Source organism: Brevibacterium aurantiacum, from assembly GCF_003932995.1.
GTDB lineage: Bacteria > Actinomycetota > Actinomycetes > Actinomycetales > Brevibacteriaceae > Brevibacterium > Brevibacterium aurantiacum.
In genome coordinates this window covers 300385-316070 of the sequence record NZ_CP025333.1, presented here as the reverse complement: position 1 = coordinate 316070, position 15686 = coordinate 300385, and the positions used below count along the sequence as shown (strand labels likewise).

The 15686-nt window shown below is 55.7% G+C and carries 10 protein-coding genes; all 10 read right to left on the bottom strand.

Translation table 11 applies throughout. The features are described 5' to 3' along the window. Positions 1-45: 45 nt before the first annotated feature. The 10 genes from CXR25_RS01480 to CXR25_RS01430 all read right to left on the bottom strand — a co-directional run bounded on the left by CXR25_RS01480 (position 46) and on the right by CXR25_RS01430 (position 15684). Positions 46-2109, bottom strand: a complete 2064-nt coding sequence (locus CXR25_RS01480) for an AIPR family protein (RefSeq protein WP_125177782.1) — start codon at positions 2107-2109, stop codon at positions 46-48. Beyond that, positions 2106-3068, bottom strand: coding sequence for a PD-(D/E)XK motif protein (locus tag CXR25_RS01475; protein WP_125240319.1), 963 nt, complete (start codon positions 3066-3068; stop codon positions 2106-2108). Before CXR25_RS01475 ends, CXR25_RS01480 begins: the two co-directional genes overlap by 4 nt. Continuing rightward, entirely contained in the window at positions 3065-5815 is a 2751-nt protein-coding gene (locus CXR25_RS01470) for a Z1 domain-containing protein (RefSeq protein ID WP_125177780.1), read from the bottom strand. The genes CXR25_RS01475 and CXR25_RS01470 overlap by 4 nt, the downstream gene beginning before the upstream one ends. Further along, positions 5805-7280, bottom strand: coding sequence for an ATP-binding protein (locus CXR25_RS01465; protein WP_241211543.1), 1476 nt, complete (start codon positions 7278-7280; stop codon positions 5805-5807). Before CXR25_RS01465 ends, CXR25_RS01470 begins: the two co-directional genes overlap by 11 nt. Before the next feature lie 63 nt (positions 7281-7343). After that, entirely contained in the window at positions 7344-8492 is a 1149-nt protein-coding gene (locus CXR25_RS01460) for a DNA cytosine methyltransferase (protein ID WP_206427416.1), read from the bottom strand. A 997-nt stretch (positions 8493-9489) separates the two neighbouring features. Next, complete coding sequence (locus CXR25_RS01450; RefSeq protein ID WP_125177777.1) at positions 9490-10653, bottom strand: CoA transferase; 1164 nt, start codon at positions 10651-10653, stop codon at positions 9490-9492. Between the two features lie 9 nt (positions 10654-10662). Further along, positions 10663-11532: an HTD2 family dehydratase gene (locus tag CXR25_RS01445; protein WP_125177776.1), complete on the bottom strand. Its 870-nt coding sequence runs from the start codon at positions 11530-11532 to the stop codon at positions 10663-10665. 1 nt (position 11533) lies between these two features. Continuing rightward, positions 11534-12712, bottom strand: coding sequence for an acyl-CoA dehydrogenase family protein (locus CXR25_RS01440; RefSeq protein WP_096160020.1), 1179 nt, complete (start codon positions 12710-12712; stop codon positions 11534-11536). Between the two features lie 14 nt (positions 12713-12726). Next, the gene (locus tag CXR25_RS01435) at positions 12727-13875 is read right to left on the bottom strand and encodes an acyl-CoA dehydrogenase family protein (protein WP_096160021.1); all 1149 of its coding nucleotides are present in this window, start codon (positions 13873-13875) and stop codon (positions 12727-12729) included. A 93-nt stretch (positions 13876-13968) separates the two neighbouring features. After that, positions 13969-15684, bottom strand: a complete 1716-nt coding sequence (locus tag CXR25_RS01430) for a FumA C-terminus/TtdB family hydratase beta subunit (RefSeq protein ID WP_125240318.1) — start codon at positions 15682-15684, stop codon at positions 13969-13971. Between the last annotated feature and the right edge of the window lie 2 nt (positions 15685-15686).

The window sequence follows — 15686 nt, the reverse complement described above, 5'->3', positions numbered from 1 at the left end:
ACATAGCCACGTATCACTCAATCAGCAAGCGCCCAAGAAATAAGCTTAGTAGGAACCCCGAAGGACAGCACCATGATCAACCATGCGGTCTAGCACACGCAATAGGCTCTTAGCTTCGTCAATAGACGGTCGACGATCAGGAACGCCCAAAGAACGGATCAGCTTTAGTTCGGACTTCGTCAATCGTCCATCGTTAACAACTGTCGACCAAATATCATCGGGCACCTGCGACACCCGCGTCGTTGGGCTGGAGCCCAACGATTCCAACGAATAGTCAGCATACGGGTCCACCGACTCGCGCCCAACGACCAAATCCTCAGTAATGTCTGCCTGAAATCGATGAAGCTTACCTTTGAAACGGGACCAACATACTTCTTGCTTGGCCCATTGCGTAACATTGGCATTAGGGCGGTCAGCAGAAGTCAGATGCTGTTGAGCCAACTCGGCAAACTCCAGCAACCCGTGTAAGGAAGCCTTTCCAGCCCTACCGTTTTTCCATATGGCATCGAAATCGTAAAATTTGCCTGGATATAATCGTTCCAACTGCAAAGAGAACCCAGCTATGGCATATGCCACGATATTTGCCAGATAACCAGGAGAGTTCGTATACCAGTCTTGCTTCAAGACGTTTGCCCGAAGCTCCTTATATATGACTACCTTAGCGACTCCGCGTCTGAAATAAGCATCATCGAACTGCTCCGAACTCTGCTCCCAATATTTATCAACCGCGGTCGCGAAATCGTTAAATACAGACTGAGCGCCTTTACTCACAATGTGCGGAAGTTGCTGCCAACAGTAAAGGTACTTAGCCCAGTCGGTCTTTGTGATTCGTTGCGCCTTTGGAAACTCCAACTCGAACTTCCGTTGCTCTTCCCTGGACCCTCGAGCGGTGCGGTCATTCTCCCACTGACCGCGCACGCGCTCGTAATACCAGCCCGTGCGGAACTGTTCGCCAATCTTTGCCGGAGCCTTGACGCTTCGGCTAATCTTTTCCAAGCGAATATGGAAATCATGGGTCGAAAACAGGTCCGCACCGCTCACCTTGTTCTGACTATTGGCATATTTTGCAACAGAATTCACGATTTCAGAAGAGTCGCTGGGGTCAACCACGACAAGCTTCATCTGAACAGAGACGCCGTCAACGCTTCGGTCTTTTGATCCACGCAAATAGTGAGCAATGGAAGACGTCGTCTGTCCGCCATTAACGATCTGCAAGCCTTTGATGGACTTAATATACGTTCCACGTCGAAGGTCATCTACGTCCACGCTCAACGCGGTTGTTGTCAACCCGTTATTGTACGCGAGAAAACGATCAGGGGCGTTCTTAAGAGTCTGTTGTATACCACTATTCACTGCCCCTCTCGCGCTTAGAAACGTTCGAACATTTGACTCCAGGAGCAAACTTCCATGTTCTGCGAAAATGTCTGCAAGCACGGAAGCAGGTAGCACTGCTAGATAGCTCGGCAGAGACGAGTCAGATTTACCAGCTAACAGGCAGGGGAGCCCGGACGGCATCCAGCGAGTGAAATCTATATCGATGTCCTCACTCGTAGCAGCGGACTTCTCGAGATCCAGAATCCTTCGCTGATCCCATATTTCATAAGACACGGGCATCCCGGCCAGTTCCCCGGTTTCCAAATAGCGAATACGTTCGCTCACCGTTCCATCAGTGATCAGCAAGACTCTAACTCGCGAGTACTCATCACGTTGAATCTGCTGACCAAAATATTCAGCAAGCTCAGCTTCGCGCGAAGACGGCTCCAGGTTGCTAGCGAGCCATCCCGAAACAGACTCCTCCACAAAGGCGATCGCGCGCCCCATCGGCCTACGAACGTCCGTAAGCTTCAACTCCGCATCACGACCAAAATACTGCGCACACAATATCGCAAGTGTTCCGTCAGAGGAGTCTTCCGCATAGCCGTGGAGTTCGATCTTTCGACCCCGGGGCCCACGGCATTGCAACGCTTCCACGTTCGCGTCAAAGAGAAGCTCGGCATCCTCGAGCCTCTTCATGTAGACGCCAGCAAATGCTTCGACCGCAAAACTAGACGAATCTGCTACGGCAATTCCTATCTCATTCCGAAGCTCATCGCTTAATACTTCAGTCATAACGCTACCTTTAACTCCTCGAAATTGACGGCGAACTCTGTCAATGAATCGAGTTGAATTGAGTAAGCGATCTTAATCAGGCCGGGGGAAAGGCTCTTATCATCAATTACCGGAAATTCATCCCGGACTTCAAATAACTCCCAAGCGCCCACCTCGAAGGTCCAGCGCTCATAATACTCATCCGAAATATCTAGCGAGAGTGCATTCTGCATATCGTCCCACAAACGCGCGACCTCACTGCCGGCCTTCGCTGCAAGCGCTGATACTTTCTGTACAATTTCGACAAACGACACAGTGTCGACGCTGTCGCTGGACACGCGCTCCAGTGGTAGCACTGCCAACTCGAGCCCGTCGCCCGAGGGGCGCAATTGCTGATCAGAGGACACTCGAATCTCTTTTGTTGCGCGGTGCGTAGACTTGATTTCCAAACTCCTACCATCAGGAAATTCGAAATCGCGTAACGAACCGAATGGACCTCCCCACGCTTGAAAAATCGCCCAGGTCCTTGAGTCGTCACCGCTATGCAACCGGAGTACCATCGAGAGTTCGGCCACCAAACCCCGAATCTCATCCTCACTCAAACGACCAGATCGACGCTGAGAGAATGACCTAAACTCTTCAATCGCAGCAGTCATTAGCCGTGCGAACTCATCATGGCTTTTTGCGACCGCTGTCCTCTCAAGCACATAGTCAACCAACTTGAGGAAAATCAACGTAATTCCATGGTCATCCGACACCACCCGGACGAAGCTTTCCCCCTCCTTCTTTTGGGTAGATACAAAGTAGCCTCGACCACCTTCTGGGGTTTGTTCGGGTACAAGCGAAACCCGAGCTACGAGGGCCGGGCGACCGTAGTAATTTTGTACTAGAAATCGTCCACTCGGATGAGGTAGCGAGATCACACGTTCGTTGGCACTTGCGAGCGCCAGTTCGAACGCATCACGAACCGTAGTGTTCATGCCAATTCCTCAACATCTATGTCGTCACCGTCGTCAACATACCCTCGAACGCTGTCCCACCAAACTCGGTTGACCCAGAATTTCTGCAGTTTGCGTGCTTTTACGCGCACTTGGGCAGCCTCGGGCTCAAGCGCAGGAAAGGTGAGGACAACACTTACCAGGGGGTCGTCCTTGGAGATCGTAGGGCCGGAGGACGCTACCGCCCCGTCGCCGGGCGTAGTTGTAATGAAGTAAATGAGTAATGTGGGGCGTGCGAAATAACGAAGAGCCCGCGCCTCGCCAACTTTCGCACCGACTGGCAATGATGCATATAGCTTGTCTCGGTCCTCATTTGTCAAAGCACCGACGAGGTTAGAACCAGTCGCGAGACGCCGGTTCCCCAGTTCGATGGTTGTGCCATGAAGCGTCATCGAATTACGAATGCTACTCCCGATGCTAAGGCCAGGGGTAGCCTCAACACTATCGCCATCACCATGGATCAGCACCACGTCCCAGGCCTCAGCGCCAACTACGCCACCAAGTTTGTCCGCTATCTGCGGATACTCTCTGCCTGGCGCGTATCCAAAGAATGGATCGTGGCTGTCAGCTCGGAATTTGGCAAAGAACTTCTCTATTTCTTCCAGTCCTATACCAGACCAGGCGTGGTATCCCGTGAACGTATCACGTGTTTGCCCCACATCAATCGCTTGGCCAAGTAGTTCAGCCGCCGCTTCTCTGTTCGCACGACGAACGTCAGACGAAACATCAAGATAATAAGATTCGAACTTGTTGCCCTCTAGCAACACATCTCCAGCCACGAGTTCTGCGCTCTGGAGCTTGTTGGCTGCCACAATGCCAAAGGTACCCGGATGTGCTCGCACGCGGAGTCCGAAATCCCTCGGCGTCAGTTCTTTAGCTCGCATCTCCACCAGAAGTTCGCGAAGTTCAGCGGAAGTCTCAGCCGACCACTCAAAATCGGCACGAGTTGAATTTGGCATCCAAATTCTTACCAAATCTGCGTAGCCCGGACGATAGCCAAACCAGCGCCCCATCTGCATCAGAGTATCCATAGTTCGCGGCTCCCGGACAAAGTAGCTGACCAGCAAACCTTCCAATGTCAATCCTCGGGCCAGGACATCACCACCAACAAAAATGGTGGGACGTGAATCTTCATCCGCTTTCTGTTCCCGGGTCAGCATGCGACGATGTTTCGCGCGCGAGATCGCAGTGGCACTATTCACAAGTTCAACCCGGAATCTGTGCGAAATCGATACTAGTTCCGAAAGAACGGAAGAAAACGCTATTGGGGCGGCCGCCTCGACGAAACTATCTGACCACACATCAACAATCCGTTGGCCAAGAGGACTCAGTCTTGTTCCGGATTCCCTTGCGAGCTCGCTCACAATACAGTCATGTACCTCGTCCGCGAACCTAACTATAAGATCCCTAACATTCGCCTGAACATCATTGAATCTAGAAACATTGACCAGCATCGATGACGACGGTAGCGCACTGTCCCGACGACGGGATCTAATAGCTGTGCCAAGGTAAAAACTAATAATAGCGTCACCAAGGCTGTCAGGAAGCGCTGTCATTCTATGTGCTTTTTTATGTTTCACCGGAAGCAACATCATGCAGTCGTCGACGTCGGTTCGAACCGAACTAGACGGGCCATCAAAATAGTGATCGATTCCGTGGTAGTTGCTCGGTGTGTTCATCACTCGAATGTAGTCGGCAGGGAACAGGTCCTGCCCGATTTCGTCGTGCTCGGTAAGATGATCGATAAAGATATTTGCGAATGGAGTCGCGGTGATACCTAGGTAGGAGCTCCGACGCGAAGTGCCAAGTAGGCCTCGAATCGCATGGTTGACTTGGGTAGGATCAGTTTCACTGCCGGTGTTCGGGGTGCCCCAGTCGGATTCATCGTCAATGAGAACTAATGGCAGATCCAGCCGACCGCCATTGGTTTGCTGTCTAATGTAATTGGTTACATTCTGAATCACGCGCGAATTCTTCTTTATCACGACAACCGTTGGTAACGTGTCCTGAATCCAATTCAATCCAGCATCGGCTTTAGCCTTATTAAAATCGCCATCAACCGTTGTCAGGGTATTAGCCCGAATGGATTCATTGAACTTCGCGATTCCAATCGCATCACGTGCGTTAGGACGAACATTTTTGCCAATGCGGCTAGTGTCATAGCCAATCAGGTCTGTGTCGAGCCTGCCTTGAGTTTGGCGCCGCAGATCATTCGTATGCCCACCGATCACGATGATCAGCCGATATCCAAAGTCAATTGCCTTATTCAGAATTCCGATGTAAGTCGCAGTTTTTCCAGACTGAACTTCCCCCAGTAGCAACCCCCTGCGAGCCCAGTCGCTCGGATCCTGAGGATCCCCGAGGAGCTCAACTACCTCTTCGGATTGCTCCTTCAGGTCTTCGATTACATTGACTTCCCAGTCCCGAGATGCCAAAAGCTGCTCGTATGCTGACCACCTATCGTGTGAAATCTGACCACGTCGTTGTCTGATCCATCTTCTAAAGGTGTTTGGGTCGTAGACCGTCCCTCCTCCAGTCAGCACGACCTCTTCTTCTTTTGTCAGCTCCGACACCACGTTCTCAATTTGGTGCGGAGTAAGCATCCTTAGGAAAATGTCACTGAAAGCTACAGCTGAATCCATCAACGAAACATAATCCACTCTTATGTTGTTGTCGATAATTTGCTGTTTCAAAGTGCGTTTAAGACTCAATTGGTTTTCAGTCAGCATCGGAGACTCCTTCTAGCCAGACGGCTTCAATCAGTTGCGTAAGATTGGGTGTCGAGTTGAAAGGCTCAGTGTGAGACAACATCGATGTAGCCTCCTCAGCCGAGAGAGAGAGGGATTGCGAGTTCTTTAACGCAACTAGCGACTGCCTAATTGAATCGGAGCTGCCCTCCGGCTCTGAGATTCTGACATTACCCGCCATCTCGGAATACAAATCGTCAGCGGGGTAGGTAGCCGAAATCATCGCTAGCATAGACTCAAATCGCTTGGTTGAAGCAGGGGACATTTCACTCAGCATGGCCTTGATCAGCGGATGCTCGAGATTAATTTCGTAACGGAGGCCGTCGCGGGCTCGTACTTTGCTCCATAGGTGTTCAGTTTCAGACCGAGCAACTTTTCGACCTCTATAAGTGTGAACTCGTCTTCCTTTTTCAAGCACCCCTTCTAACAGCCTACGGAGTTCCCGCTTGAACGAAGCCGGTGGCTCTGCTCGGGATTTTTTTATATCAAGTTGCCAGAGATGATCAATTGAATTAGGCAAATCTACTTGGATTCGAGTTTGCTTTGAAATTTCGTCCATGCGCGCGAGCCCATACCAATTCCCCCAGGAAATGAGTCGCCTGTTGCGGTAAATATACAGACCCTGCGATTCCCTCATCCGGTCGGTCAAATCACGGCGTTGCAGATCTTTTGGAGACATTCCAGAACGATGAGGCAAAGTGTAAGCCTTGACTCGTACCTCGGCGCCACCAACTCGCACAGTCTGATTCGGTGTTGATTGAGTCTTCGGATTGGATGCGAGGAAGGGGTCGATCGGCGACACGCTATTGCCATTTACCTCTACAGAAACGCGCCCGGCGCGCTCCGACCGTTGGAGGTATCGGTGGAACACGAGGGAGAGTCTTTCGATCAGGCTGGCAGTTTTAGACCGGATGAATTGCCCTCGATCCTCCACGTCGCCAAGTAACAAATCGAGGTTTTGCCACAGTACAAGCGTTCCGGTTTCCTGATTGAGTAGCTTCTCTGTCCAGAAAAGCTCCCCTATCTCTCCTCTATCAAGTCGCAGAAGAGACCAACGCCCAGTCCTCTTAATGTGGTCGATATCCCAGCGTAATGCTGTGACGTCGTGCCGATTTTTAGTTACGACTGTGAGCTTACGAGCCTGTGACAATGAGGCAGTCTTAAGCCCCAACCCAAATCTGCCTAAATCTGTGTTGCTTCGTGTTCCTGAGGAGCCGGCCAACCTCAATGCTTCTATAGCCACGTCCGGAGACATCCCCGACCCGTCGTCCAGGACAGCAACATGCTCGGCCCCTGTGGGTTCAAGGTCGATCTTAATATCTGTTGCCCCAGCAGAAATGCTATTATCGATCAAGTCCGCTACCGCAGCGTCCAGCGAATAGCCAACCGATCGCATTGACTCCAGCAGGCTTACGTCCGGAGCAACTGTCTCCTCATCCACCTTCACGCACCATATCTATATGCCACAACCAAATCGTCGCCACGTTCTCTCGATTTTTTGCCCAAGTGTCTATCGTCCAAAATCGATTGGGTCGATATTCGGCTCAATCCACGGGTAGTCGATATCGGCGAAGGACTTGAAGAGGGCGGTGAATATCGCCTCCGCACCTTTCACAGGAACTGCCATGCCCACCTGCTTTCGCACGCTTCCCTTCAACCCCTTAAACACAAAGCTATCTGGAAACGTTTGAAGTCTCGCCCGTTCTCGATTTGTGAGCGCCCGATTGCTCTCCCAGTGATACATGTGCGATCCGCCTCCGCCCGCACCAGTAACCGTGTAAGCAGGCTTCCCCGCCTCGAGTCTGCGGTATGTGGAGCTAATTGTAGTTCGCGTGTTTATTTGAAGCCTTTTAGGCATTACTGATAAGGCCCTTGGTGAGAAAGCATTTTCGCCTGGACGAATATAACTCAGCCGATCAATCACATTTTCCGATTGCTTGACGAGTTCGTTGTTTGTGATTTTCCAATCAAGTGGCGGCGTGGTCAGCGCAGACTCCGCTGAAACATCATGACTTTCAAAGATTGCCGGCGATGGCACCTTGTATACCGTGTTTAAATCCGATCGAATTCCAATTATGACGATTCTCTGACGCTTTTGAGGGACACCGTAGTTGTCGAACGAATATAGATGCGGAACTAGTCGATACTCAAGCCCCGGGCTGGGCTCTCTAAGATGCGCGAGAATTTGCTTGAAGGCCAGTCCTTCATTGGCGCTACGAAGTCCGGACACATTTTCAGCCACAAACCATTTCGGCTTCTTGGTTGCCAACACTTCTACGCCGTAGGTGTACAGCGGACCGTATTCGCCGGAGAGGCCTTTCCACTCGCCGACAAGACTGTAGTCATTGCACGGAAAGCCAAAGGCAAAACCATCAATATTCGACAATTTGGAAATATCAAGATCATGAACATTCTGATGTACTATTCCACCGCCTTCTGCCGGAAGATCAGCTGAATCGGTCACCACTTTAGCCAAATCGCCGTAATCAGGCTTCAATATATTTGACTTATAGGTTTCACATGTATCTTGATCAAAATCATTTGCCCAAACGTGGCGAACTCTAATCCCTTGAACAGCATCCGCTGCCCGTCTCGCACCGAGCGCCATCCCGCCAGGTCCGCTGAACAGCTCGCCCATACGAAAATCCAGGTCTACCACGCTTGCTCCTTGTGCCTAAACTAGCCTTATACACATCTTAGGGCATTTTCTTCACTGTCCACGCTCGCCATCAAGTCGGTCCGACTCCCGAAAACACCCTATGCCCGGCGGTTGCCCGTGTGCATTGAACACAGTCTGCCAGGAGCCGCTGACATCACCTCGAAAGTTGCAGCTATCGTCCCGTCCGGCTTGCCTGATGCGTCCTGACACGAACGCGGCAATCGCGCGATATGACCGCGTTCAGGCCCTCTGTGGAAGAGTGAACAGGCGACTCTTGCGAAGTGCTGAAGCATGGGGCCCCGGACAGGTTTTTAGTTGGTTCGAAATACCTATTTGTTTCGGCCAGAAGCTACTACACCACTAACTCAGCACCAAGACCAGAGTTTTAAACAGGGCAGCAACATTGGTGCGCAACCACTCTTTTAATCGCATCGACTTGTGCAGTAAACGCGTCCGGCAACACCACGCTGTTCAAAGTGCCTCCTTGCGGTCTCCAGCAACCAAGGCGGCTCGTTGAGCATCTGCTGGCGAGAGCTGTCGAATAAGGTGATCCTTCGGCGCTCAGAGGGATTCGCTGTCAAGGACCATCGCAAGACTTCTCGGAAGAGGGGAATAGTTCGTCAATTGCGTGTCGAAGTTCGATCGCACTTCGTCTGTCTAGCTGAATAGTCTGACTCACCTTGGGTGGCGATACACGATCTGCAGATCCGTATGTGCTCATTTGTAGAAGAACGTCACCGTCGGGGGCTCTAACAGCACGCAACTCGGCGTCGACTGCCGTTGGATGAGGATTTCCGACTGGAGCTCCCCAATACAGTCTGCGAATTTGTGCCATCCACCTACCTCCATCTCCCATAGCTTTGGGCACTTTGGTCTTGATCAAAGGTACCTCGAACCATTTCAACACCGTGAATGACACCAACTAGTCTAAATCAATGACGACTATTGAGGTTCTGTTTCACGCTTCGAAGAAACCAGAGAACCACTAGGTATCTCTTCACGAAGAATGCTCTGCCACTTTCCCAACCACCGCATTGGTATCCGCACCCAGAGCTGGAGCCGGCAATGCATCCGCAACTGGCGACCCCGAGAACGTCAACGGCACCCGCGGCGCAATTACAGTACCGACCCCAGGCTGATTGATCTCGGTGAACAGAGGGTTCTCCAACGAGCACCAAGGATCGTTGTTCACCAGCTCCTCAAATGTTTGGAACTCCCCTTGGAGGACACCTGCCCCGCTCAACACCTCTGCAGCCTCGGCGGCAGTGTGCGCGGCGAACCATGGGCGCACCACAGCGTCGATAGCCTCGCGAGCCTCGAAGCGCCCACCTTCTGTGGACAGATCAACATCCAACAGCGGCCCGATCATTTCCAGCTTCTCGCTCAGCCCCGTCGCGGTACCCAGTCCGCGCCAGTGCTTGTTCGAGATGACGGCAACCATGATCTCGCGTTCATCCGAGGTCTTGAACGACTGCCCGTAGGCGCCATAAAGGCCATTGCCCAGCGGTCCACGAGTCTTACCGGTCGACTGCACCTCGGCGATGTAGCCGAGGTTGCCGACGGTTGCGAGCATCGCATCGGACAGGGCGAGGTTGATCTCCTGCCCCTTGCCCGAGGTCCGGCGATCGAGCTCAGCGGCAGTAATGCCATTGGCAATGTACAGGCCGGCGATGACGTCCCACGCCGGGACGGCATTGTTGACGGGACTCTTGTCATCGCCGGTGATGATCGGGAACCCGCTGGCCGCATTGATCGTGTAGTCCACGGCCGGCTTCCCATCATGGGACCCATTGAGACGCAACATGACCAGATCTTCACGGTGCTGGACGAGATTGTCGTAGCTCAGCCATCCACGAGCGGGCAGATTCGTGACCAGGGTGCCCGCCTCGGCGATAAGGTCGGTCGCGATCTTCTGTCCCTCTTCGGACTTGAGATCCAGGGTGACCGAGCGTTTGCCCTTGTTCAGGCTCGCCCAATAGATCGACGTCCCGTCATCGCTGATCGGCCAGCGGTTGGCGTCGATGTTGCCGCCGATCGGGTCGATGCGGATAACGTCGGCACCCAGTTGTGCCAGGGTCATAGCACCCAGGGGTGCTGCGACGAAGGCAGAGATCTCGACGACTTTCAATCCGGTCAGTGGTGCCGGTCGTGTCTCAGGCATGGGTGCTCCTCAGCTTTCCGTGGTCGTCACTGTTGCCGCGATCGCGGTCTGACCATCGGGTCCGATGGCTTCGAGTTCATGAGTGATTGCTCCGGTGCTGCGACCGACGAGGTGGATCTGTTCGTTCGCGAACAGGGGTGACTTCGCGCGGAAATCGTACGTAGCGACGGTCGCCTCGGGGTGATTCCTCGTGAATGCGTCGAGCAGGAGTGTCGCGGTCAGCGGTCCGTGGGTGACGAGTCCCGGGTAGCCTTCGACGCCCGTCACATACGGGTGGTCGTAGTGGATGCGGTGGGAGTTGAATGTCAGAGCTGAGTAGCGGAAGAGCGTGACCTCGTTGGGTCGCACCGAGCGCACCCAGTCCCACCCTTCGGGTGCCGGGGAATCCGCACGCGCTGGTGCTGCGGAGGATCCCTCCGGCGCCGAGGTGGCTTCCCGGTAGACGATCGTGTGTCGATCCGTTGTCGCGAGGTTTCCATCGGCGGAGACTTCGTGGCGGAGGATGACGAAGCATAGGCGACCACTGCCGCCGGTCTTCTCCGTGATCGATTCGATGGTTGTCGTTCGTGACAGCTTCTGTCCGGCGAGGATGGGTGCGTGGAATTCGAGATTGCTACCGGCCCACATGCGCCGGGGCAGGCCGACCGGTGGCAGCGCAGCGCCGAGCTTCGCGTGTCCGTCTGTTCCGAGCTCGCTCATCGGCACATCGTCCTCGGCGAACTGCAGCCAGTGCCCAACGGGGAACAGGTGCTGCGGTCCGGTGCCGTCTTGCGGCTCCTGCTCGAGCAGCGTGGCCAGCCGGGCGGCATTGACGCCGTCGGCAATGTCTTCTTCGGTGCTGGATCGGCCGACCCAGTCCTGCAGATTGATCTCAGTCATGTCAACGTCCTAACAGTTCATCGGAGATGATGCGCATCTGGATCTCAGACGAGCCCTCGAAGATCTTCGTCAACCGGGCATCACGCCAGTGACGTTCGACCGCAAAGTCCTTCGTGTACCCGGCACCACCATGGATCTGCACGGCCTCCGAGGTGACCTTCTCCGCCATCTCCGCAGCGAGGTACTTGACCATCGCAGCTTCCTTGTCACAGCGTGCACCAGAATCGATCTGCGTGCACACGTGATACATGAGTGCCCGGGACGCCTCGATCTGGGCGGCCATGTCAGCGACCTTGAATCGCAGATGCTGGAAATCAGCCAAGGGGTGGCCGAACTGGACCCGCTGCTTCAAATACGCAATCGAGTCCTCAAGTGCCGCCTGCGCCAAACCAATCGAGCGGGCCGCCGTATGCGCACGACCGACTTCAAGACCTGAGACGGCCTGGTAGAAGCCACGATCTTCTTCCCCCAGCAGAGCCTCTGCCGGCAGGTGGAAGTCATCGAAGGCCAGATCCCAGGTCTTCCATCCGAAGTACCCGATCTTCTTCACCGCAGTCCCCGACATACCCTCAGGGAAGGAACCGCGTTCCTTTTCCACAAGGAACGCCGAGATTCCACGGTGGCGCTTGGCCTCATCGGTCGAGGTGCGCGCGAAGAGAATGATGTAATCGGCCTGGTCGGCGAACGTGCACCACATCTTCGTGCCATTGATGACCCAGCCACCGTCCTCGGCACGAGTGGCCTTGCACCGAATATTGGCGACATCCGATCCGGCTTCAGCCTCGGACAGCGCGAAGGCACCCAAATACTCACCGGTGGCGACCTTCGGCAGCAGGCGTGCTTCCTGTTCGGGTGAGAAGCCACCGCCCATCCCGTTGCCGCGGGCCAACAGCCCACCGACGGACATCCAGGCTCTGGAGAGTTCTTCGGCGACGAGGCAGTACTCGAATACACCCAACCCCAGGCCACCGTATTCTTCGGGGATGAGGATGCCGAAGAACCCCATATCGGCCATCTGCTTGATGAACCAATCGGGGAACTGCCCCTCGATCGGGTCGAGCTCATTGGCCAGCGGGAGGACGACGTCGTGGGCGAACTCGCGGGCGAGCGCCTGGATCTCGAGGCGTTCCTCGGTCATGAAGTGCGGGGTGTTCGGCCTGGGCCTGGGTTTGTGCGTCATGGTGAGTCTCCCTCTCAGGCCTTATTGCGGCCGATGAGCTGCTTGGCGATGACGTTCAACTGAATCTCGTTCGTGCCCTCGCCGACGATCATCAACGGTGCATCACGGTAGTAGCGTTCGACGTCGTATTCGGTGGAGTATCCGTAACCGCCATGGACACGGATCGCGTCAAGGGCCACCTCGGCGGCCATCTCTGAGGCGTAGTACTTGGCCATGCCGGCCTCCATGTCCACGCGCTCACCGGAATCGTAGGTGCGAGCCGCGTGAAGGACGAGCTGCCGGGCGGCCTCGAGCTTCGTCGCCATCTTCGCCAGCTGATTGCCCACGGCCTGGTGACGCCAAATCGGCTTACCCATGGACTCACGCTCCTGCGAGTACTTCACGGCGTCATTGAGTGCAGCCTGGGCCACGCCCAGCGAGCGAGAAGCCACCTGGATGCGGCCGATCTCCAGGCCCTTCATCATCTGCTTGAATCCGACTCCCTCAACCGAGCCGAGCAACTGGGACTGCGGCTGGCGCAGGTTCTCGAACACGAGTTCGCAGGTCTCGACACCCTTGTACCCGAGCTTCGAGAGGTTCTTCGACACCGTGAAACCCTCGCCTTTCTCGACAAGGATGATCGAAATGCCCTTATGCCTGGGCTCGGCACTCGGGTCGGTCTTGCACAGCAGTGCGATGAGATCGGACTTGCGGGCGTTGGTGATCCAGGTCTTCGACCCATTGATGACGTAGTCCTCACCGTCCTTGGCCGCTGAGGTGCGCATGGCCTGCAGGTCAGAGCCACCACCGGGCTCGGTCAGGGCCATGGTCGCGCGCAGCTCACCGGTGGCCATGCGCGGCAGGTACTTGTCCTTCTGCTCGCTTGTGCCGTATTCGGCGATGAGCTTGGCCACGACGGTGTGCCCGCCCATGGCACCGGCTAAGGACATCCACCCGCGGGCCAGCTCCTGCGTGATGAGCGCATACGCCTCGGTCGAGACCTTGCCGTCGCCCCAGGGCTCGTCGATCGCGAGACCGTAGATGCCCATGTCCTTCATCGTCTGGATCCACTTCTCCGGATATTCGTCGGCATGCTCAACCCGGTTGACGTGTGGTTTGACGTCGTGGTCGATGAACTCGGCGACCGTGTCGATCATCATCTGCTCTTCGCTGCTGACTGCCATCTCGAATTCCTTTTCCTCTGCTGCTGAAGTTGTGATTATCTGCCTCGCCGAGGTGGCCCGACGTGGCCGTGTTCGTGGTGGTCCGTGGCCGGTTCAGTCCAGCCGGGCGCCGTCCTTGGCTGTTCTCGTCCGCCCGAGCCCGATCGTGGTATCCGGTCCAGTGTTGTCGAAGAAGTCGTTGCCCTTGTCGTCGGTGATGATGAAGGCTGGGAAGTCCTCAACTGTGATCCGCCAGACTGCTTCCATCCCGAGGTCTTCCATGTCGAGGACCTCGACGGAGGTGATGCAGTCCTGGGCCAGACGTGCCGCGGGTCCGCCGATGGAGCCTAAGTAGAAGCCGCCGAACTCCGCGCAGGAGTCCTTGACCTGTTTGGACCGGTTGCCCTTGGCGAGCATGATCATCGATCCGCCGGCTTCCTGGAACTGCCGGACGTAGGTGTCCATCCGTGAGGCAGTGGTCGGCCCGAACGATCCCGAGGGCATTCCCTCGGGTGTCTTCGCCGGTCCCGCGTAGTAGATCGGGTGGTCTTTGAAGTAGTCGGGAAGTTCGCCGCCGGCATTGAGGCGTTCGCGCAGGTTGGCGTGGACGATGTCTCGGGCGACGATCATCGTGCCGGACAGTGAGAGCCTGTCCCCTACGGCCAGTTGGCTCAGCTGTGACTGGAGTTCGGGCATCGGCCGGTCGAGGTCGACGGCGGTGACGTTGCCGGATTCGATCTCATCGACGCGACCCATCGACGGCAGGAACCGAGCCGGATCGTGTTCGAGTTCTTCGATGAAGACACCGTCTGCGTTGATGCGGGCAATGATCTGCCGGTCGGCCGAGCAGCTGACGGCGATGGCGATCGGCAGGGAGCCGTTGTGGCGTGGGAGCCTGACGACGCGCACGTCGTGGCAGAAGTACTTACCGCCGAACTGGGCGCCGAACCCGAGCGTCTGCGTCAGCTTGAACACGGCGTCCTCGAAGTCCGTGTCGCGGAACCCGTGGCCAGTTTCGTCGCTGGTGGCGGGCAGGTCGTCGAGGTAATGGGCACTGGCGAGCTTCGCGGTCTTAAGCGTGAACTCCGCCGATGGCCCGCCGATGACCACAGCCAGATGATAGGGCGGGCAGGCCGCGGTGCCCAGCGTCGAGATCTTCTCCGCGAGGAAGTCGAGCATCGATGACTCGTTGAGCACGGCCTTCGTCTCCTGGTAGAGGAAGGACTTGTTCGCGCTTCCCCCACCCTTGGCCATGAACAGCAGCTCGTAGTCATCTTTGGGGCTTAAGCTCACCTCGATCTGGGCGGGCAAGTTTGTGCCCGTGTTCTTCTCCTCGAAGAGACTGATCGGAGCCAACTGTGAGTAGCGAAGGTTGAGTTCCTCGTACGCCTTGTGGATTCCGGCCGAGAGATGTTTGGCATCGTCGCCGTCGGTGAGGACGTTGGGTCCGCGTTTGGCGGAGACGATCGCTGTGCCGGTGTCCTGGCACATCGGCAGGACCTCCCCGGCAGACACCGAGGCGTTCTTCAGCAGGTCGAGGGCCACGAAGACGTCGTTGGCGCTGGCTTCCGGATCGTCGATGATCGCGCGCAGGCTGGCCAGGTGGTCGGTGCGCAGGTAGTGGGAGACCTCTTTGAACGCGACCTCGGCGAGGTCGGTCAGCGTCGACGGTGCCACCTGCAGGAAGGACCTCGGCTGGCCAGCCACCTCGGCGTGCACCGTTTCGACTCCGTCGATGTCGAGGCGCCGCATGGCCGGGCCGTCACCGTGAGTGGGCAGCAGCGGAGTGTAGGCGACGGTGGAAGCTGCGGGTGCGGATTGATCGGCCATGG

What these genes read in the sequence shown, in the direction of transcription:
- CXR25_RS01480 (WP_125177782.1), bottom strand. Translation starts at nt 2,109, where the DNA reads ATGACTGAAGTATTAAGCGATGAGCTTCGGAATGAGATAGGAATTGCC.
- CXR25_RS01475 (WP_125240319.1), bottom strand. Translation starts at nt 3,068, where the DNA reads ATGAACACTACGGTTCGTGATGCGTTCGAACTGGCGCTCGCAAGTGCC.
- CXR25_RS01470 (WP_125177780.1), bottom strand. Translation starts at nt 5,815, where the DNA reads ATGCTGACTGAAAACCAATTGAGTCTTAAACGCACTTTGAAACAGCAA.
- CXR25_RS01450 (WP_125177777.1), bottom strand. Translation starts at nt 10,653, where the DNA reads ATGCCTGAGACACGACCGGCACCACTGACCGGATTGAAAGTCGTCGAG.
- CXR25_RS01445 (WP_125177776.1), bottom strand. Translation starts at nt 11,532, where the DNA reads ATGACTGAGATCAATCTGCAGGACTGGGTCGGCCGATCCAGCACCGAA.
- CXR25_RS01440 (WP_096160020.1), bottom strand. Translation starts at nt 12,712, where the DNA reads ATGACGCACAAACCCAGGCCCAGGCCGAACACCCCGCACTTCATGACC.
- CXR25_RS01435 (WP_096160021.1), bottom strand. Translation starts at nt 13,875, where the DNA reads ATGGCAGTCAGCAGCGAAGAGCAGATGATGATCGACACGGTCGCCGAG.
- CXR25_RS01430 (WP_125240318.1), bottom strand. Translation starts at nt 15,684, where the DNA reads ATGGCCGATCAATCCGCACCCGCAGCTTCCACCGTCGCCTACACTCCG.